We start from the raw sequence: 20170 nt of genomic DNA on the forward strand, positions 1-20170 counted from the left end.
TAATTTGTTGTTTAATAGAGTCTGAGTTATATTCTCAGACTCTTTTTTATAAGATAGGATGAACGATATGAAAGAAAGTATGCAACGCAATTTACTGCACACTTTGATCCAAACTAAACGTCCAATGACAACTAGTGAACTGAGTGAAGCCATTGGTAAGAGTCGCTCTTTAACATCGAATTATTTAAACACTTTGTTAAAAGCTGGAAAAATTGAAAAAACGAGTGGACGTCCCGTTTTATGGTTTTTAAAGTTAGAAGAAATAGATAAAGAAACTTATCAAACAGAACAAGCTGTATCTTCTTTTGACGATCGAGCCTTCCAACCTTTTATTGGAAAAAATGGCTCGCTAAAAGATTCCATTCGTCAAATTGTATCGGCTGTTAATTATCCACCATTAGGATTGCCCATTCTTTTTCATGGAAATTCTGGAGTTGGGAAAAGCTTTTTGGCGCAATTAGTTTATGATTATTTGTCGATGACCGGCCAATCGATGTCTGAACAATTTGTTGTTTTTAACTGTGCAGACTATGCCAACAACCCAGAGTTGATGTCTTCTCTTTTATTTGGATATGTTAAAGGAGCCTTTACAGGAGCGGATCGTGATCGAGAGGGCATTTTAAAACGGGCAGATCAAGGAGTTCTCTTCCTAGATGAAGTGCATCGCTTGTCTTATGAAAATCAAGAGAAACTTTTCCAATTTTTAGATAAAGGATATTTCAGACCACTGGGTGAAGAGCATGAACGAACTTTTTCAAAGGTACGTGTCTTATTTGCCACGAGTGAAGATCCTAATAAAGTTTTGTTACCGACTTTTTATCGTCGGATACCTCTAACGATTGAATTACCAGATTTTCATGAAAGACCTTATGAAGAACGTGTAGCTATTGTTGAAGCTCTGTTTAGAAAAGAAAGTGACCGGCTAGGAAAATCTATCCAGATTGATAAAAAATGCTTTCATCAGTTATTTAACCGGCAATATGCAGGAAATATAGGAAGTCTATCTAATGAGATTCAGCTCTTGTGTGCAGAATCACTTCAACATCATCAAGCTTCGGATAAATTGTATATTGAGAGTGATGAAGAAAGAATGGATGAAGCTCTATTGATTGATAGTTCTTTGAAGAAACAGCCTATTATTCAAGTTTATGTCGATCAACTCTATGAAACATTTGTTAAAATTTTAGGGGGAGAGTCTCTCTACCAGATTAAGTCGGATTTGATGAGCTATGCGCAAGATCATCCGGTTCGTTCGGATACTTCTGTAATTTTTAAACAAAAACAATTGATACAGAGTTTGAAGAAGAGTTCTGTTGCTGTTTTGGGAAGAGATATTATCAATCCAGAGATGGTATTGGTTTTGAACTTTTATGTGAGTTATCAAGCCTTACTGAAGAATCTTCCTTGTTTAAGCCAGATTGCTAAAAAGTTAAAAACTCAAGCACCACGTACTTATTCCTTAGCCAAAGAAATTACGCAAAAAGAAGAAAATGGATGCGGAACAGAAGTGCTATGGCTGTTGGCGCTCTTATTGTTAGGCGAAGTGGATGAAAAATTAAGGTATCATTGCCTATTGGTTGCTCACGGAGATAGTACGGCTTCGAGCATTCAAAAAGTGTCAAACCAACTTAATGGGGCCTATATTTATGATGCTATTAATATGCCCCTCTCTGCTTCTGTACATGATATTATCCGAAAAGTTAAAGAATGGTTAATTGATCATGAGAGTTTGTCAGGTATTATGATGTTGGTGGATATGGGGTCTTTGACTCAGCTATATAAAGGATTAAAACCTCATATTAAAGGCGAGCTTTTTGTGATTAATCAGTTAACGACCGCACTTGCTTTGGATTTGGGAAATCATCTCAACAGTCATCGAGAAGTGAGTGAATTTGTAGAAAATATTGGACCCCGTTTTCACCCGGAAGTTCAGTTCTTTGAAGGGTTTGAAATTCAGGAGAATATTATTATTTCTTCTATTTCTGGAGTAGAGTTAGCACAAGCTCTGGCAGACATTTTCAAGAAATATGTGCCACCAACAATGAAAATTATTGTGATGGAATATAATGATCTGTTAAGTTTGTTTAATCAACGACAAGTGGATAAGGATTACTTTGCTTCGACACGGTTCTTGTTGACGACGACGCCTTTTAATAGCCAAGAAAAGGTGACGGCTATCAATCTTCTTGAAATTTTGGAAAGTGATTCGACAGAAGCCTTGTCGATGATGGAAGATTTTATTAATGCGGTCAATCGTCAAAATCTTTTCACAGATCTCTTAAAATTCTTCTCCATCTCTGGATTATCTTCGCGGTTAGAGTTTTTGAATCCTAAGGTGATCATTAATCAGGTCGGTGAAGTCATTTCTAAAATTGAAACGCGCTTTCAAGTGGTTATGTCCCCTAAACTGAAATTTACTTTAGCGATGCACTTGGCCTTGATGATGGAACGGGTGATTCTCTCCACGAATGATTTGCCCCTTCCTGTGGCGATTGATCAATTGAATTTGAATGAAAAACCTTTCTTTTCATATTTGAAGACGATTCTTTATCCATTGGAACAGTTCTATCGTATTGAAATCTCTGATTGGGAGATTTATATTATTTATGAGATTTTAAATTCTTCACTCGAGGACCAACTCGGTAAAACAAAAAAGACTTAGAGAGGCAGGAAACAATTCGCTATGATTAAGCTGATTTCTATTGATTTAGACGGAACGCTTTTAAACAGTAATTCAGAAATTGATCAAGAAAATATTAAAGCTGTAAAGTATGCTCAGAAAAAAGGTTGTCAGATTGTTCTTTGTACGGGACGGCCTTATCCTTTAACCAAATCTTTTGCCGATCAGTTAGGCGTCCAAAGCGGTTATGTCGTAACTAATAACGGCGCTAACATTCAAAACTTATCTGGAGAAACGATTGGTCGGTTTGCTTTAGGAAGAGAGGATATTCAACATTGGCTTTCTTTCTGTAAGCGGTTAGATGTTCCGCTAAATGTGGTGGATTCTCGGCATATTTACACCATTGATCCAGCCTGGTCACCGTATCCATCGCTCTATTATAACTTGCCAACTTCTCGTATTCCTAAAATTATTCACCAAGAAGATCTGTTAGGCGATGTCTCCTTTGATAAAGTGGTGATTTGTCAAAAGGAGGAATTATTGGATAAGGTGGAAAGTCAGTTAGAACCCTCAGATGTTAAGACCTATCACATTGTACGTTCTGAACCTATTTTATTAGAAATCCTCAACCCAAAGGCTAACAAGCTTCAAGGACTTCGATGCGTCCTCGATCAAGTCCAGATCGATCTATCGGAAGTGATGGCGATCGGCGATCAAGCGAATGACTTAGAGCTTTTAAAAGCTAGCGGAGTGAGTGTAGCGATGGAAAACGCTATCGATATGGTCAAAGAAAGTGCAGATTATACTACGGCAAGTAACGATCAATCGGGTGTGGCTCAAGCGATTTATCATTATTTAGAAGATAAAAACAAATAAGGAAAGGCAGAGAAACCTGGCGTTCAATCATTATTATTGAGCGTTAGGTAGGGGCTCGCTTTTTAAAAGGTGAACAGAAGAAAAGTATGGTAGAATACGCTCAACAGAGAAATGAAAGAAGGCGCATCCACATGCTGACTTTATATGAACATGGAAATCTCTTTGATGGGGTTCAAGAAAAAATATTGGAAGAAGCTTGGTTCTTAGTAGATGAGGAGAGTGGACGTATTGTAGAGAGAGGGCAGGGAGAGTTTGAGGGAAAGTGTGAGAAAAGGGTAGATCTCCACGCCCATTATGTCATGCCTGGACTGATCAATGCTCATACACATATCACCTTAGATCCTTTAAAAATGGATTCTGGTTTACATAACAATGTGATCGCAGCTACTGTATTAGCGGTCAAGCATTTAAAGCAGGGGCTGCTATCGGGGGTGACTTATATTCGGGAATGCGGTTCTCGCTTTGACATCGATATTACGCTCTCAAAATTAGCGGCTAGCGGAGAGTTAGAAGATGTTCCTGAAATTATGCCTTCAGGGCGTGCCTATTCGATGACAGGGGGGCATGGAGATAGTCCGAATTTCTCATTTTTAGTTGATTCTGAAGATGAGATGCGGCATGCAATCCGACTCGGTATGAAAAATGGCGCTCAAAATATTAAGCTAATGGCGTCTGGCGGGGTCATGAGTCGAGATGACTATATGACGCAACCGCAACTCTCTGTGGCGGAGATGAAGGTAGCTGTTGAAGAAGCCCACCATAAGGGGCGACTGGTTTGTGCGCATGCTCAAGGCTCTGCAGGCATCAAGAACGCCATTGAAGCAGGAGTAGATTCAGTGGAGCATTGTGTTTATCCCGATGATGAAGATATTCAAGCGATGCTAGATAAGGGCATCTTTGTTAGTCCGACACTCTCTGCTTGTTGGGGAATTATCGGTAGAGGAGGACAAGAGATCCGAGATTACCAGATCGAGCAGTCAAAAGTAGTGTGGGAAGATTTTATCGTGAATATTAATCGCGTGTGGGATGCAGGAATTCCAATTACGCTCTCCACGGATGCTGGGACGCCTTGCAACGGTTTAGAGGAGACGGCAGGGGAATTGGAGCTGATGGTGACTAAGCTAGGCCGAACACCTTTTGAAGCTTTAATGACGAACTATCATTCTGCTCAGTTGATGCGTATTGATCAAGACTATGGAACTTTAGAAGCGGGAAAAATAGCAGACTTTCTCATTTTGAAAGGGAATCCCTTGGAAGATATTTTAGCTGTCCAAGAAAAGGATAAGGCTGTCTACAAAAAAGGAAAAAGGGTGAACAAGGAGGCGCTTTAAAGCTTATTGCGTCTTTTGGGGATAAGAAGTAACCCTGCATAAAAAGGCTGGAAGTTTTTATAAAGGGCATCTTCTCTCCTCCTACTTTTTTGGATGGATGGTTGCTAGATAGGGAATAATTTGATAAAATGAATTGTCGTAGAATATCATAAACGAAAGAAGGTATGTGCCGTGTCGGGACATAATAAATGGAGTAAGATTAAAAATACCAAAGGGGTAGAAGATGCTAAGCGTGCCAAAATCTTCCAAAAATTATCACGGGAGATCTATATGGCCGTGAAAAAAGGTGGCCCTGATCCTGATGCTAATCCAGCGCTTCGGATGGTAATGGACAAGGCAAAAGCGGCTAACATGCCAAAGAGCAATTCGCAACGTGCGATTGACAAGGGATCCAGTTCTGCAGGTGGAGAAGACTATAACGAAGTGACTTATGAAGGTTATGGTACTAATGGGATTGCGGTCTTTGTAGAAACTTTGACTGATAATACTAATCGGACGCTCTCTAATGTGCGTACTATCTTCAACAAAAACGGTGGTAGCCTTGGTGAAAGTGGATCTGTGGCCTACATGTTTGAACGAAAGGGATATTTAGCGATTGAACGGGAAGGTTTAGACGTGGATGAAGACACCATGTTTGAAGATGTCATTGAAGCAGGAGCAGAAGACTTAAAGACGAGCGAAGAAGTTTTTGAGATTTATACAGAGGCTAGTGATTTTGGAACTGTACGTGATGCTTTAGAAGAAAAGGGCTACAAACTAGCAACTTCTGAATTAACTATGGTTCCTAAGACCATGATTCCTCTTCCAGAAGACAAGAAGAAGACTTTCATGACCTTGATTGACAAGTTAGAAGACGATGACGATGTTCAAAACGTTTACTACAATACAGAAATTGAAGAATAAAAAACGTCTTTTCTAACGAATGGATTACTAAAGCCGACAGCTCTCATCAGAGACTGTCGGCTTTTTAGTGAATGCAGAATTTAGCTTATGCGAAGGAGAAAATTTATTTTTCCGATTGGAACAGAGATAGTGTATAATAGGAGTATTATCGGATAATTTCAAAAGAAAGAAGCGAATGCGATGATTGATCAAAAGTTAATTCAAGAATTTCATCAAAAATATCAAGCTGATCCTTCGAATGCAGCAAGTGAGCATGCCATTCGAGAAGTCGGCATTAACAAAGCCAGTGTGAATTATGCAGTTCGTCAACGCCATGATTTTGTCTTTTCAGAAGAAACGGAACGTGGCAAGATTACCAATCAAAAACAAAGTGGACGCTGCTGGATGTTTGCGGCTTTAAATACAGCGCGTGTTCTCACTATGGAGAAGTTACAGCTTAAAACCTTTGAATTTTCTCAAAGTTACACTCTTTTTTGGGATAAATTAGAAAAATCAAACTTTTTCTTAACTTCTATCATTGATACAGTAGAAGAAGACTTAGATTCCCGTTTAGTCTGGCATCTTCTTCAAACCCCATGTGAAGATGGGGGACAATGGGAAATGTTTGCAGGCATTTTGAAGAAGTATGGATCTGTTCCTAAATCTGTGATGCCAGAAACTTATCATTCTTCCAATACGCGTGAATTAGATACCGTATTAGCTACCAAGTTGAGAGAATTTGCGGCTCGTTTACGTCAATTGCATGAAAAGGGAGCCAGTCGAGAAGAATTGGAAGCGAAACGGGACGAACAGCTGTACTTTATCTATCAATTGCTTGTTAAAGCTTTAGGTCAAGTGCCTACTCGTTTTACTTATCAATACAGAGATAAGGACGATCAATTCCATCGAATTGAAGATATTACGCCACAAGAATTCTTCCAGAAATATTCATCCTTAGAAGTGGACCACATGATTTCTCTTTTGAATGCGCCAACTGCAGATAAGCCTTATGGGAAAACCTATACTGTGGATTATTTGGGGTCTATTGCAGAAGCAGAACCTGTTAAATATTTAAACGTTCCTATCGAAGACCTCAAGGCCACTGCTATTCGGGCAATCAAGGATGGGCATCCTGTTTGGTTTGGATCCGATGTAGGTAAGATGAGTGAACGGAAGTTAGGCTTATTGGATGCAGAGATGTATCGTTATGATCAAACTTTAGGTGAAGGCTATACCTTGTCTAAGGCTGAACGCTTGGACTACAGTGTTAGTCTTTTGACTCATGCGATGGTTCTTGTTGGCGTAGATCTCGATGCTAACGGCAAACCACTTACTTGGAAAGTTGAAAACTCTTGGGGGAAGGATGTTGGAGATGAAGGGATCTTCTCCATGTCTGACGAATGGTTCGATGACTATACCTTCCAAATCACAGTTCCTGCTCGCTATGTGAGCGAAGAGTTGACCAAGGCTTATGAACAAGAACCTGTTCATCTGAAACCATGGGATCCTATGGGGTCACTCGCTAAAGTTCGGTAATATTTGAATAAGAAAAAACAGTGGTTTTGTAGTGCCTCCAAAAGTTGGACTAAAAATCTAACTTTTTGGGGGCACTTCATTTAAGGCTACTGCTTTTTTATAGTGAAAGAGAGGATGGGGTTGTATAGAAAAAGGCATCTCACTTCAAGTGAGGTGCCTTTTGGTGTTTTTTAGACCGTCATGATCACAGGTAGGATCATTGGGCTTCGTTTCGTCCGTTTGTGAATGAAAGGATAGAGTGAGTTTTGAATACTATCTCGCAAAATCTTTTCATTGACATTCTTTCCGGAATTAAGGTGTCCAATCACTGTTGTTTGGATGACTTTTTGGGCATCTTTAATTAGGTCTTCAGATTCTCTCATATAGATAAATCCGCGGGAAACAATATCAGGACCTGCGACGAGTTCATTGTTACTGAAGTCTACTGTCACAACGACAATGAGAATACCATTGTCTGCTAGGTTATGGCGGTCGCGAAGAACGATATTCCCGATATCGCCAATCCCCGCGCCATCGACATAAACGTCACTTGCTGGGACGCGACCGGCTTCTCTCCAGGAGTTTTTGCTGAGGGCAGCCACCTGACCGTTATCATGGATAATAATATTTTCTTCAGGAATGCCGACAGCTTGAGCCGTTTCACCGTGGATACAGAGCATCCGGTATTCACCGTGGACAGGCATAAAGAATTTTGGCTTCATGAGACGAAGCATTAATTTTTGTTGTTCTTGGGTTGCATGTCCAGAAGTGTGGACGTTATTGATTTTCCCGTGGACGACTTCTGCCCCTGCTTCAAGTAGACGGTTGATCAGGTTATTCACGCTGGAATAATTCCCTGGAATAGGGGAGGAAGAGAAGACGACGGTATCTGTCGGATGAATGGAGACTTGACGGTGGGTACCATTCGCAATTCGGCTAAGAGCAGCGAGTGGCTCACCTTGGGAGCCCGTACACATAATCATGATTTCGTTATCTGGATAATCATTGATTTGGTTCGGTTCAATAAAGGTTCCTTCTGGAATGTTGAAGTATCCAATTTCTTGGGCATTTTGGAAGTTATTTTCCATGGAACGTCCAAAGACCGTAATTTTACGGTTGGTGGCTACCGCAATATCAATCGCTTCAGTAAGGCGCGAGATATTGGAAGCGAAGGAAGCGAAGATAATCCGTCCTTCTATCGGGGTCATAATTTCTCTGAGTGAATTTTTGACGTAATGTTCAGACATGGTCCATCCAGGAACTTCTGAGTTAGTAGAGTCTGCTAAGAGAAGGAGAAGCCCTTCTTCTCCTAAGCGGGCCATTTTTTGCAGGTCAGCTTGACGACCGATCGGAGTGAAGTCGAACTTATAATCTCCCGTAAAAGCGATTTTACCCACGGGGGTTGAAACAATGATCCCAGATGCTTCTGGAATCGAGTGGTTCACGGTAAAGAAGCTGACTTCTACCTGATCAAAGGGAATCACATCGTCGTCATTGACAACGTGAAGTTCGGTCTCTTTGAGGAGACCATGTTCTTCCAACTTGGCTTCAATGAGTGCAGAGGCTAAGCGGTCAGCATAAATTGGAAAATTTGCTTGTTTGAGAAGCCAAGGGATGCCTCCAATGTGGTCCTCGTGTCCGTGGGAGATAAAGATTCCCTTGACCTTTTCTTGGTTCTCAATGAGATAGGAATAGTCAGAGATCACATAATCGATTCCTGGAAGATCATCATCTGGAAACTTCACCCCATTGTCCATGATAATGATTTCGTCTTGGTACTGGACGACATACATGTTCTTGCCGATCTCTCCTAGACCCCCAATGGCAAAAACATAAACTTCATCTGGTCTGACTTCAAAAGCCATCAATGAGAAAACTCCGTGAGTTTGAAATCAGGATCTTGTTGCTCGTAAGCAAGATGGGCTTCATCTAGGACTTGGATATATTCCACGAGATAGGGGGTGTTTTCTCGTAATTGCTTGCGAACGGTGATCATATCGGTACCTTCGACATAAAGTACCTTACTTTTCTCCCGTAAAGGGGGTTCTTTGGGATTTTCTTGGTAAATTATTTTAAAAATCATAATATTCTCCTTTTTGTTATTTTCACTCAGATTACTGTTCCTATTTTAGCATAAGGAAGGCTATTTGCCTAATAGGGAAGAGAAGAAATCCATAAAATAACCTTTTTAGTTGGCTGAACAGGCTATTGCATCAAGAAGGAAAGCTTAAAAGCCTCATTGAAGTAGCTGCATGAGTGGATTTATTCGAGAAGTAAAAAAGTCTAACGCTTGAGGATATATGATCCTTCATAGCGCTAGACTTTTAGTGAAGCTTAAAAGTCTTGGCGAGGCGTGTTAAGCTGGATTTTCGAATCGGAATAAGATACTTTCCTTATTGGGGTTGTAGTCAACATTGAGGGAATGACCAGAGTAGAACCAAGCATCCGCTTCTTCTGCGAAATAGGTGACACCATTGATCTGTGTAGTGATTAGGGGCCGTTTTGGTTGCGCCAGTTGAGTCATAACAGAAAGACCTTCGTGAATATTGGTTTTTCCATAAACTTTAGAGGTAAAACGTACCGCTTGACCCTCTTTTAGTCCCATATCTTTTTCAAAAAATTGCACAGCTTGATCAGTTAAGGTAATTTCCATGATTTTCCAACTTTCTATCTAATTTCTATAGTTATTATAAAAAAAATCATCATAAAAGACTACTAATTCGCCCCAAAAAAGATAATTATGAAATGCTTTGGAAAATGGGGAAAGATGCTATAATAGGAAAAGCTAACAAATTTTATTTTTAGAAAAAGGAAGGTTCAGAAATGGCAGTTACGGAATCTTATGTTCACAAAGACGTCATTCGGAAAGAGCAATGTACAAAGGGTGGCCTAATAACGATGTCAGCTCTGATTAAGTTGTTGTTGCTAGCTTCAAAGACACATGATAGACGCTTGAGGGAAGAAGGGGTAATGGATTTTGTTGGTGAGAATGTCTGGGTGATTATTCAAAACCATCTTTCTTTTATTCGCTTGCCTCAAGCAGGAGATGAAGTATCTGTTAAGACTTGGGTGAAAGGCTTTAATCGGATCTTAGTTGAGCGTGGATATTCTTTGATGAGTGGTAATGAGGTGTTGGTGGAAGCAACAATATGCTTTGGTTTGATTAATTTTCAAACGAGGAAAATCCAACGCTTGAAGGCAGATTTACTTCGTCTTTGCTTCCCTTGTGCAGTGGAAATTCGGGTGAAGAAACCGGCTTTTCCTCCTCTTCCAGGACTTTCAGAGGGAAAGAAAATGTCCTACTTGGTGGGGGAAGAGCAGATTGACCACAATGGACATATGAACAATGTGGTGTACATAGACTGGGCTTTTGAACAATTGGGCGAGTCTTTTATCAAAAGCCATACCTTGAAAAATTTAAAGGTAGTTTATCGACGAGAATATCATTTGGGAGATCAGTCAGAAGTCTACACCAGAAAAGAAGGTGTAGAGACTAATGATGTGACGAGTCAGCACTTCTTTATGGCGGGTGAAGAGTTGCATGCCTACCTCATCCTACAATGGAAGAAAAAGAAAGAAGGAAAAAATGAAGGGCAAGTATTCGTACCATGTGATTGACCGCAAAGAATGGCGGAAATATCGGCAAAAGGTTGCACCTCCTGTCGCTATCAATTTGACCAATGAGCAGTTGCAACGCTTGGTATCTTTGAATGACCATTTGACCTTAGAAGATGCCAATGATATTTATCAGCCTTTGAGTCAGTTAATTGCGATTTATTTTAAAAAATACCAAAGACTCATGGAGGATAGAAATCAATTTTTAGGGATTTCTGATACCGTTCCGCCTTTCATTATTGCGGTTTCAGGGAGTGTTGCTGTGGGAAAGAGTACAACAGCTCGATTGCTAAAAGTTTTTCTCTCCCAATGTTTTCCCGCCTTAAGAGTGGAATTGATGACAACGGATGGCTTTCTTTTTCCTAATAAGCAGTTGGAGACTTTGGGAATTATGAACCGCAAAGGTTTTCCAGAATCTTATGATATGGCTGAATTAAAAGCCTTTATGCGAGATGTTAAGACCAATATGCCTTATTTGAAGATTCCTCAATATTCTCATGATATTGCCGATCGAGTGAAAGAATCTCTTGAGATTCCTCTTCCAGAAATTTTAATTGTAGAGGGGATCAATGTCCTTCAAATTATGGGGCCTGATCAATTTTTTATTGGAGAATATGCGGACTTATCGATTTATGTGGATGCAGAAACCTCTTTGATTGAAAAGTGGTATATGGAGCGATATGCGTTACTTCGCGAATATGCTTTAAGGGAGCCTGAGCGCTACCACCAAGTGTCTGCAGGCATGTCGTATGAACAAGCTATGGCTCATGCTAAGAAAACTTGGAAAGAAGTGAATTTGGTTAATTTAGAAGAATATATCTTGCCTACTAGAGATCGGGCAGATATTGTCATCCATAAATGTAAGAAGCATTTTATTGATTCGATTTGGATGCGACGTTATTAGGAAGGGGTCTTAGTATGCAAATTGAAAAACATTGGCGCCACTTATTGGCAGTGAGTATCGGTTTACTTTTGGGGTGGTGGAGTTTGACCCATTTGAACCTTGTAGGTCGATCTGTGCACCATGCGGTGGAAGTAGTCAGTCCTTTTTTATGGGGAGCGGGGCTTTCTTTTATCTTATCTATTCCTGTCAATAGCATTGAAACACGGTTGAATCAGTTAGCTTGGTTTCAAAAAAGGCGGGGACTTCTTCGTGCACTTAGTATCTTGTTAGCGGTGATGGGGATCTTTTGCCTGTTATATTTCTTGATTTTCTTGGTTTTGCCTGATTTTCAAGAAACGATTTTCTCTTTTGTTCAATTAGTTCCAGTGACGTTGAGTCGATTTATGGGGAAGGTGCTAAGCTGGATTGATAGGCACCCAGAATGGTTGATCTCGATTCAGCAAATGGATATTGATCTGGGTAGCCTTGTTCAACAAATAGTGGCTTGGGTTCAAGGAACACTGACAGACTTCATAGGAAGTATTTTTTCGATCTCTTATGGGGTTGTGACGTCTTTGTTTAACGGCTTCATCGCATTTGTCTTCGCTATTACCATGTTAGCAGGAAAGGAAACGCTTATTTTACAGGCTAAGAAATGTATTTATGCGTGGTTCAGTCTTCCTTGGGCCAATTATTTGGTGAATGTCGGGAAAGAGAGTCATCGAATTTTTACGAAGTTTGTGAGCGGGCAGGTGTTAGAAGGTGCGATTTTGGGGGGATTGGTATTTGTGGGGATGTTGATTTTTTCCTTTCCACACGCCTTAACGATCGCAGCGATTTCAGGTGCGATGGGAGTGATTCCGATTTTTGGAGCTTTCTTTGCAGCGGCTATTGGGACGCTTTTAATCGTGGTGGATAGCCCGACTCAGGCACTGTTTTTTCTTTTATTTTTGATTGTGGTACAGCAATTTGAGGGAAATGTGATCTATCCTAAAGTAGTCGGGAGTAGTGTTGGACTACCAGGAATTTGGACACTGGTTGCGGTGACAGTAGGGGGCGCTTATTTTGGATTGACAGGAATGTTATTGAGTGTGCCTGTTTTTTCTCTCGCCTATCGGTTAATTTCAGCCACTGTGAACCATCGCTTACAGGTGAAACAATTAAAGGGCGATCTTGATCAACAAAACTTGAATCTTTTTTAGAATTGCTGAGCAATGGGTCAAGAGCGATTAACTTATCTGTTTTAGCGAAGAAAACTAGGAAAAGAGTGAACGGAAAAAATGTGCTTTCACAGGTTGGATGCAAAAACGGATACGCCATTTTTCAGCTGTTGTTGAAGCTCTGGCTGAATCCCCTGCTTCTCCAACGGTTGCTTATCAAGGTTGAGATTTGATGGATAAGGATCTTCGAGGGACTCATTATTGGAGATTGGGCGTTCAAAACATTAGTATTGCAATGAGCGTAATTGAAGACTTGATGGAAAGGCATCAGGTCTTTTTTTGATAAGAGATGAAATGAGAATAAAGGGACGCTGATGGATCATTTTTACATCAGATAAAGAAGTAATCGCTAAAAAATGAAACCTAACGAAATAGAAGGGTGAAGTTGAAAAGTATTGCTTTTTTTTTTTTTTTTGATATAATGGCTGTACTCAAAAGTGATTTTTAGAAAAGAGGTTAGCTTATGCAACATGAGAAAGTTAATCGTTATAGTTTGCGTAAGTTCGGACAACATCTCGTGTCAGTTGTAGTTGCAGTGGGTGTGATTGGATTTTTGTCCTGTGGGATGGCTCTATCTCAAGCGACACTTGTTCACGCTGACACTGTGGCTAAAGATAATAAGAAACTAGAAAGTAACCATACGACAGGTCATGAAAACAAAACTAATCCTTTGACTAAAGATAATAAGTTAAAGAATGAACCAGAAAATAACCGTACGACAGGTCATGAAAACAAAACTAATCCTTTGACTAAAGATGAAGAAGGCTATTATGACCTTATGAATGAAAAAACTTTAGAAAATCTATATCCAGAAGTTTTTTCAGATGAAGAATTGCAAAAAGCTGAAAAAGAAAAAGATGATAAAGTAAAACTTTATTTCACTCCAAAAGGAAAAAACTTTAACCCAAAAGGAAAAGATACCAAACAATTAACATTAATAGGTGTGCAATATGTAGATTGGCATACACAAGAAGGAACAGTTGATTACTTTATATTTTTACCAAAAAGAAATGTAGATCTTGCAGAAGCACAAGTTGGACCGGTATGGCATGCTTATAATATTTTAGATAATGATAACAAAATAACTTTTAATGACGGGAAATACGCTGCAACACCTTTTGAGCTTTCGGTAAATAAAAAAAATATTGGTAAAGATTTAAAAGAGGAAACTAAATTTAAAGTAAATCCAAAGCAAACTCGTGCCTTTGTCAGAGTTAGCTATCAAGTAACTAAAAAAGACGATGCACTATCGCAAGTTTGTTATATAAATAGATATGGAGAAGGAAATACTATAGTTAAATTTTTTGTAACTTCTGCAGATGCAGATTTTCACTTTGTAGATGATAGTAGTTATAGAAAATTAACAAAGCAAAAACTATCTTCACCTCTAAAAGAAAGAAGTGAAAAAGATAAAAATTCTTTTTCTAATGAACCTTTTAAACAACTTGATTTAAAAGATATGCTTAAGATTGTTAAAACAGATAAAGCTCTTTTTGGAAATAATCCAGTTTACAGAGCTAGATTTTCCACTCCTTTATTGTCCTATCAAGAAGATGAAAGAAAAAGTATAAAAAGACCTACTTTAGAAGAGTTAAAAGCAAAAACAATTCCAGGATATATTTACTGTGATAATGATATAGATAAGCCAAAAACAAAAGAATTTAAAAAAGATGACGCCACAACGAAAGAAAAAGGTAATCATTATTTAACTTATGGTTATGATAAAGATAGAAATATGTTGACTACAAAACATTACTATATAACTTACAGAGCTATCCCAACAGAAATTGTTGCTCGTCAATTTAAAGAAGATAAAAAAACTCCTTTAGATAATAGTTTTGATCTTTACCGTGTAGAAGATAATAAAGAGGTTTTAGTTAAATCTGCTATTAAACCTAATTATTCTCGTGCGAATGAAAAAGAAGATACTATAAATGTAATAGAAGAAATGATGAAAAAAACTACAATAAACGATCAAGGCTATTACGAAAAAAATAATCTTCTTTATTTAGAACCAGGAAAATATATTTTAAAATCAAAAAATTTAGAAGAGCCATACTATAACGAAAAAGAAGAACAAGAATTTACAGTTGGTCTTTTAGATAGTAGTGACAAAAAAACAAGAATAATTGCAGACTTTAATGCTTTATTAAAACATAAAGTAAACTATAATTTTAAATCAGAAGATGGCAAAAACTTACCAGTGGAAGTAACAAACTTACTACCAAAAGATGAAAAAACATATAAAAAAGGCGAAAAAATAACTCCAGAAGAACCAAAACAAAAAGAAATATCAGTAGACGGAGGAAAATGGACATTCCTAGGATATGATCCTAAAGAGCAAACAGTAGAAGATAAAGATTTAACATTCACAGGAACATGGAAATTTACTAGCATAAAACCTCTATCTCCCCTAAACGAAGCACCGCAATTAGAAGTAGCTGACAAAGCAATAATGGTAGGCAAAACACTAGACCTAAAATCCCTAATAATAAGTGCAACAGACAAAGAAGACGGTGACTTAAAAGATAAAGTTGTAATAGACAAAGGAGGCTTTGACAACAACAAAGTCGGTACATATAAAATTACATATAAAGTAACTGATAGCAAAGGAGCAGCCGCAACAAAACAAGCGACAGTAACAGTAAAAGAAAAAACAAATCCACAGCCGCAGCCAGAGCCAACGCCAGAGCCGCAGCCAAAGCCAAAGCCAACGCCACAGTCAGAGCCAAAGCCAGAGCTAAAGCCAACGCCACAACCAGCGCCAACGCCACAACCAGCGCCAACGCCACAACCAAAGCTAGAGCCGCAGCCAGAGCCAAAGCCAGAGCTAAAGCCAACACCACAACCAGCGCCAACGCCACAACCAAAGCTAGAGCCAAAGCTAGAGCCAAAGCCAGAGTCAAAGCCAACGCCAACGCCACAACCTCAGCAAGAGCAAAAAACAAAAACCACTTTACCACAGACAGGAGCGATCGGCAGTAGCTTAGTATTGATGGGAAGTGCATTAGTTGCGATGGGTGGTTTGTTTCAAGTAAGTCAACGAAAAGATTAGTGTTTAATAATTGAGAGCCTCTATCTGTGGATAGAGGCTTTTTTGCGCAACACTTATTTTTATGGGATATGTTGTGCTTGGTGACCTAATGGAATCAATATCGAACTAACCTGCAAGGAGTTTTTAAGTCAGTAGGAAGTTAAGGTAAAAGGTCAGAAGCTGATTGTAAGTTAGATTAGCTTGAACGGAAGTAGATATTATTGCAGAGTAGTTAAAAAGGTTTGTTAACAGATAGTAGTCTTTGACAATTTGACTAGGGAAGTCTTAAAGTCAAGCTGATTTGCGGAATAAGTGGTGAAGAATCGGTGTATATCGCCAAAATTTTTGATGATGATTGGGATTTGAAAGGGTTGCTTTGATAACTTGCCAATGAAAAAAATTTTGGAATTTTAAAGCAAGAAATGTACTATAGAGATCCCTTATTAATTTATGAACCATTAGAACAAAAAATAACAGATTATATTCAACACTACAATCCTAATCGAATAAAAGAAAAATTGAGTGGCATGTTTCTGATTGAGTATCGAAAACATACTACTCAACTATTTGCTTAATAAAAACGAACTCCAACTTTTGGGGTGTCTCTCACTGATTAGGATGAGGGAGCCTCTTTTTTATTATTTTTTAAATTGGCTGTTGTAAAGATCGGCATAGAAACCATTTTTTTTCATGAGTTCGTCATGGGTACCATGCTCGATAATAGTGCCATGGTTCATCACAAGGATTTTATCAGCGTTTCGGATAGTGGAGAGTCTATGTGCAATTACAAAGCTAGTTCTGCCTTCCATGATACGATCCATGGCAGTTTGAATGAGTTGCTCTAAACGGGTATCGACTGAGGAGGTGGCTTCATCTAAGATAAGAATATCGGGATTATTGATAATGGCTCTAGCAATGGTCATGAGTTGTTTTTGACCGAGAGAAATGTTGCTGGCCTCTTCATTGATAGTCATATCATAGCCACCAGGCAAGGTTCGAATGAAATGATCGACATTAGCGAGTTGCGCGGCTTTGATTACTTGGTCGTTGGTTGCTTCTAAATTTCCAAAGCGGATATTTTCGCGGACGCTATCTGTATAAAGCCAGGCATCTTGAAGAACCATGCCGATATGCTGACGCAAGTTATGTCGGCTAAGATGACGGATATCGATGCCATCAATTTTGATCGCTCCGCCAGAAACATCATAGAATCGCATCAAGAGATTAATGAGGGTGGTCTTCCCTGCACCAGTTGGGCCAACAATAGCAACGGTTTGCCCTGGAGAGACAGAGAAGGAAACATCTTGCATGAGTAAGTGCCCTTCTTGATAGCCGAATTGGACGTGATCAAAGTCAATTTGTCCTTTGACGGGACTAGGTAGTTTTTCTTGAACAGGGCAAGAATCCAATTCTTTTTCTTCTAAGAAGTCAAAGATACGTTGTCCTGCTGCAAAAGCACTTTGGATGATCCCCATGAGTTGGGTGATGTTTTGTAATGGTTGATTAATCAGATAGATGTATTGAACAAAAGCCTGTAAGTAGCCTACGGTGAGTTTATCGATTAAGGTTAAATAAGCGCCCACGCCTCCGACTACCACATAAGACAGGTTAGCTATGAAATAGAGGAGGGGTTGCATGATTTCAGAAAGGAGTGTGGTTTTGAACCCTATTTTTTGAAGGCGGTGGTTACGCTGCTTAAACTCTCTGATGGAGTCTTCTTCTTTAGTATAGACTTTCAACTCAGTAAATCCAGAAAGTTGTTCTTCCGTGTAGCCAAACAAATGGCCTAATGCATCGGCTTGGGCCTTGAAAAGCGGCTGAGAGAAGGCGAGTAATTTTTTCCCAGCTAGGTAGGTTAAACTTATAGAAGTGAGGGCAATCAGAGTGAGTTGACGATTTAGAGAGAGCATCACGAGAACCGCTAAGGTGATTTGGACGGCTCCGATAATAAATTGTTGAACAGATTGCTGGAGGGCATTAGAGAGAGCTTCAACGTCATTGGTCATTCGACTGAGAATGTCACCTGTTTGGTGACGGTCAAAGAAGTGGACGGGAAGTCGGTTGGCTTTTCGACTAATTTGACAACGAAGATCATGGGTAGCGGCTTGTACCGCATCGGTTAGAAAATATTGTCCCAAATAAAGACCGATATGGTAGAACATGCCGCGTGTAAAGTACAAAAGAGCAACAAAGGATAGATACGGGAAATTGATCGCAGCGTTTGGAACGTGGTGGGCAATTTCCCAGACGTTTTTAGAAAGCTCTGTAATGCCAAGTCCTAGAACGATAGGTTCGAAGATCGCAGAAATGACCATAGAAGAGCTGGCAAGGATAGATAAGAGTAATTTTAAGCGATAAGGTTTCAAGAAGGGCCACAGTTGACGAATGAGTTGAAAAGGGTTAACTTTCATGGTGTAATTCCTCCTTCGTTAATTGGGAAGCTGCGATTTCATAATAGAGGGGGCAACTAGCGAGAAGTTCTTGGTGGGTACCCTGAGCTATAATTTTACCCTTGTCTAAGACAATAATTTTATCAGCGTTAATGATAGTGCCGACACGTTGAGCGATGATGAGGGTGGTTGCTTCTTGTGTTTCTTCTCTAAGGGCTTGGCGCACTTTCGCATCGGTTTTGTAGTCTAAGGCAGAGAAACTATCATCGAAGATATAGATTTCTCTTTTTCCAATAATTGAGCGAGCGATGGAAAGACGTTGACGTTGCCCGCCAGATAGGTTCGTTCCGCCTTCTGTTAAATGGGTTTTGTAGCCACTATCTAAGTTAGAAATAAATTCGAAAGCTTGCGAAACTTCGGTCGCTCTTGTCATATCTTTTTCATCAGCAGTGGGTTTTCCAAATCTTAAGTTGGCAGCGATCTGTCCAGAAAAAAGATTGGCTGTTTGAGGGGTGTAGCCGATTTTAGACCGCAAAGTTTTCAAGTCTAGCCGGCGAATATCGATTCCATCTAGGAGAATTTGTCCAGAAGTTACATCGTAAAAGCGGGGAATGAGTTTGACAATTGTAGATTTTCCAGATCCAGTGGAACCGATGAAAGCCAAAGTTTGCCCAGCTTTTGTTGTGAAGGAGAGATCTTCTAGTACAGGTTCATCGGCATCGGGATAAGAAAAGTACACATGACGGAATTCGAGTTGTCCGGATTGGTTTGTCTCAAAAAGGGGCTGGGAAGGATTAGTAATACTGATGGGGGAGTAGAGGACTTCTTTTAATCGATGGGCAGAGACCATCGCACGCGGATACATCATAAAAATGTTAGCAAAGACCATTAAAGAGAAAAGGGCTTGCCAGACATATTCAATGAAGGCTACTAACGTCCCCACTTGCATCTTTTGTTGAGCAATCAGATGACTCCCTAAAATGAGAATGGTAATGATGGTTAAGTTGACAATAAAGGAGAAAAGAGCTGGCGTAACGGCCATTGTTTTGAAAAGTTTGATTGAAAATCCTTGGTAGGAACTGTTCACCTTTTGAAAGCGGTTGGTCATAAAACCTTCACGGTTATAAGCGCGAATGACCCGAGTTCCTAAAATATTTTCTCTAAGCAGTTGGTTCATTTTATCGAGGGTGACTTGTTGTTTTTTTGAAATAGGGAGGGTTAGACGTGCGATAAAATAGATCAGACCGATGATTAAAGGCATCACAGGAAAAAGATATAACCCTAGGGTAGAAGCTGTTCGTCCAACCATGATCATTGAAATAAGAATCATTATTGGAGCCGTAGAGAGGGTTCTCAGTCCTAATTGGACGAATTGCATAATAATAAAGGCATCGGTGGTGATTCGGTTCGTAAGCGAAGGAACGCCAAAAGTTTGAAATTCATGATGGGAGAGATGTTGCATCTTTTCGTAGATGGCATCTCGAATATTTTTAACGACTAGAGTGGTAACCTGACTAATAAAATAAGCACCAAAAAGTTGTCCTAAAACACCTAATAGGGTGATAAGTACCATGATAGTGAGATAGATAGCTAATTGTTCATAGTTTTTAGGGATAATCACATCATCGATAATATAGGCTAAAACAGTTGGTAGACCTAAGGTGACTAAAGTAAACATCACCATTCCTAAAAAAATAAATAGGAGCTGCCGTTTAAACGGACGCAAATAAGACCAAATAAATGACATAAAAATTCTCCTTTCTTTAGATAAATAGGTGTGAGAAAAGCCAGCTTATTTGATAAG

15 protein-coding genes are annotated in these 20170 nt (G+C 39.4%); 10 read left to right on the top strand and 5 right to left on the bottom strand.

Features of this window, described 5'->3' with window-relative positions; translation table 11 throughout:
• The first annotated feature begins 67 nt into the window (after nucleotides 1-67).
• From AWM71_RS06030 to AWM71_RS06050, 5 genes are all read left to right on the top strand, one after another.
• Nucleotides 68-2662, top strand: coding sequence for a sigma 54-interacting transcriptional regulator (locus tag AWM71_RS06030; RefSeq protein WP_060777109.1), 2595 nt, complete (start codon nucleotides 68-70; stop codon nucleotides 2660-2662).
• A gap of 21 nt (nucleotides 2663-2683) precedes the next feature.
• Nucleotides 2684-3496 carry a Cof-type HAD-IIB family hydrolase gene (locus tag AWM71_RS06035; RefSeq protein WP_060777110.1) on the top strand — a complete coding sequence of 271 codons (813 nt, stop codon included), beginning with the start codon at nucleotides 2684-2686 and terminating at the stop codon, nucleotides 3494-3496.
• Nucleotides 3497-3627: 131 nt separating this feature from the next.
• On the top strand, nucleotides 3628-4827 hold the full coding sequence (locus AWM71_RS06040; RefSeq protein WP_060777111.1) for a metal-dependent hydrolase family protein: 1200 nt from the start codon (nucleotides 3628-3630) through the stop codon (nucleotides 4825-4827).
• Between the two features lie 171 nt (nucleotides 4828-4998).
• Nucleotides 4999-5730, top strand: a complete 732-nt coding sequence (locus AWM71_RS06045; protein ID WP_060777112.1) for a YebC/PmpR family DNA-binding transcriptional regulator — start codon at nucleotides 4999-5001, stop codon at nucleotides 5728-5730.
• Nucleotides 5731-5910: 180 nt separating this feature from the next.
• Nucleotides 5911-7245, top strand: coding sequence for a C1 family peptidase (locus tag AWM71_RS06050; protein ID WP_060777113.1), 1335 nt, complete (start codon nucleotides 5911-5913; stop codon nucleotides 7243-7245).
• 170 nt (nucleotides 7246-7415) lie between these two features.
• Here AWM71_RS06050 and rnjA read toward each other — a convergent pair whose 3' ends face one another.
• The 3 genes from rnjA to AWM71_RS06065 all read right to left on the bottom strand — a co-directional run bounded on the left by rnjA (nucleotide 7416) and on the right by AWM71_RS06065 (nucleotide 9877).
• Nucleotides 7416-9089, bottom strand: coding sequence for a ribonuclease J1 (rnjA, locus tag AWM71_RS06055; protein ID WP_060777114.1), 1674 nt, complete (start codon nucleotides 9087-9089; stop codon nucleotides 7416-7418).
• Complete coding sequence (locus AWM71_RS06060) at nucleotides 9089-9307, bottom strand: DNA-dependent RNA polymerase subunit epsilon (RefSeq protein ID WP_060777115.1); 219 nt, start codon at nucleotides 9305-9307, stop codon at nucleotides 9089-9091. The genes rnjA and AWM71_RS06060 overlap by 1 nt, the downstream gene beginning before the upstream one ends.
• 273 nt (nucleotides 9308-9580) lie before the next feature.
• A complete protein-coding gene (locus AWM71_RS06065; protein WP_060777116.1) occupies nucleotides 9581-9877 on the bottom strand; it encodes a HesB/YadR/YfhF family protein in 297 nt (98 codons plus the stop codon).
• 170 nt (nucleotides 9878-10047) lie between these two features.
• Between AWM71_RS06065 and AWM71_RS06070 the strand changes: the two genes are divergently transcribed.
• From AWM71_RS06070 to AWM71_RS07985, 5 genes are all read left to right on the top strand, one after another.
• A complete protein-coding gene (locus AWM71_RS06070) occupies nucleotides 10048-10842 on the top strand; it encodes an acyl-[acyl-carrier-protein] thioesterase (protein WP_060777117.1) in 795 nt (264 codons plus the stop codon).
• Nucleotides 10811-11743, top strand: coding sequence for a type I pantothenate kinase (coaA, locus tag AWM71_RS06075; protein WP_060777118.1), 933 nt, complete (start codon nucleotides 10811-10813; stop codon nucleotides 11741-11743). The genes AWM71_RS06070 and coaA overlap by 32 nt, the downstream gene beginning before the upstream one ends.
• Nucleotides 11744-11757: 14 nt before the next feature.
• Complete coding sequence (locus AWM71_RS06080) at nucleotides 11758-12924, top strand: AI-2E family transporter (RefSeq protein WP_060777119.1); 1167 nt, start codon at nucleotides 11758-11760, stop codon at nucleotides 12922-12924.
• Nucleotides 12925-13405: 481 nt separating this feature from the next.
• Nucleotides 13406-15997 carry an SHIRT domain-containing protein gene (locus AWM71_RS06085; RefSeq protein ID WP_201783951.1) on the top strand — a complete coding sequence of 864 codons (2592 nt, stop codon included), beginning with the start codon at nucleotides 13406-13408 and terminating at the stop codon, nucleotides 15995-15997.
• A 386-nt stretch (nucleotides 15998-16383) separates the two neighbouring features.
• Nucleotides 16384-16551, top strand: coding sequence for an IS3 family transposase (locus AWM71_RS07985; RefSeq protein ID WP_256379447.1), 168 nt, complete (start codon nucleotides 16384-16386; stop codon nucleotides 16549-16551).
• Between the two features lie 63 nt (nucleotides 16552-16614).
• Here AWM71_RS07985 and AWM71_RS06090 read toward each other — a convergent pair whose 3' ends face one another.
• Nucleotides 16615-18387 (bottom strand): ABC transporter ATP-binding protein, encoded by a 1773-nt coding sequence (locus tag AWM71_RS06090; protein WP_060777120.1) that lies wholly within the window; start codon nucleotides 18385-18387, stop codon nucleotides 16615-16617.
• Complete coding sequence (locus AWM71_RS06095) at nucleotides 18377-20113, bottom strand: ABC transporter ATP-binding protein (protein WP_060777121.1); 1737 nt, start codon at nucleotides 20111-20113, stop codon at nucleotides 18377-18379. Before AWM71_RS06095 ends, AWM71_RS06090 begins: the two co-directional genes overlap by 11 nt.
• Nucleotides 20114-20170 lie beyond the last annotated feature (57 nt).

Origin of the sequence: Aerococcus christensenii (assembly GCF_001543105.1) — a bacterium.
GTDB classification, from domain to species: Bacteria; Bacillota; Bacilli; order Lactobacillales; family Aerococcaceae; genus Aerococcus; species Aerococcus christensenii.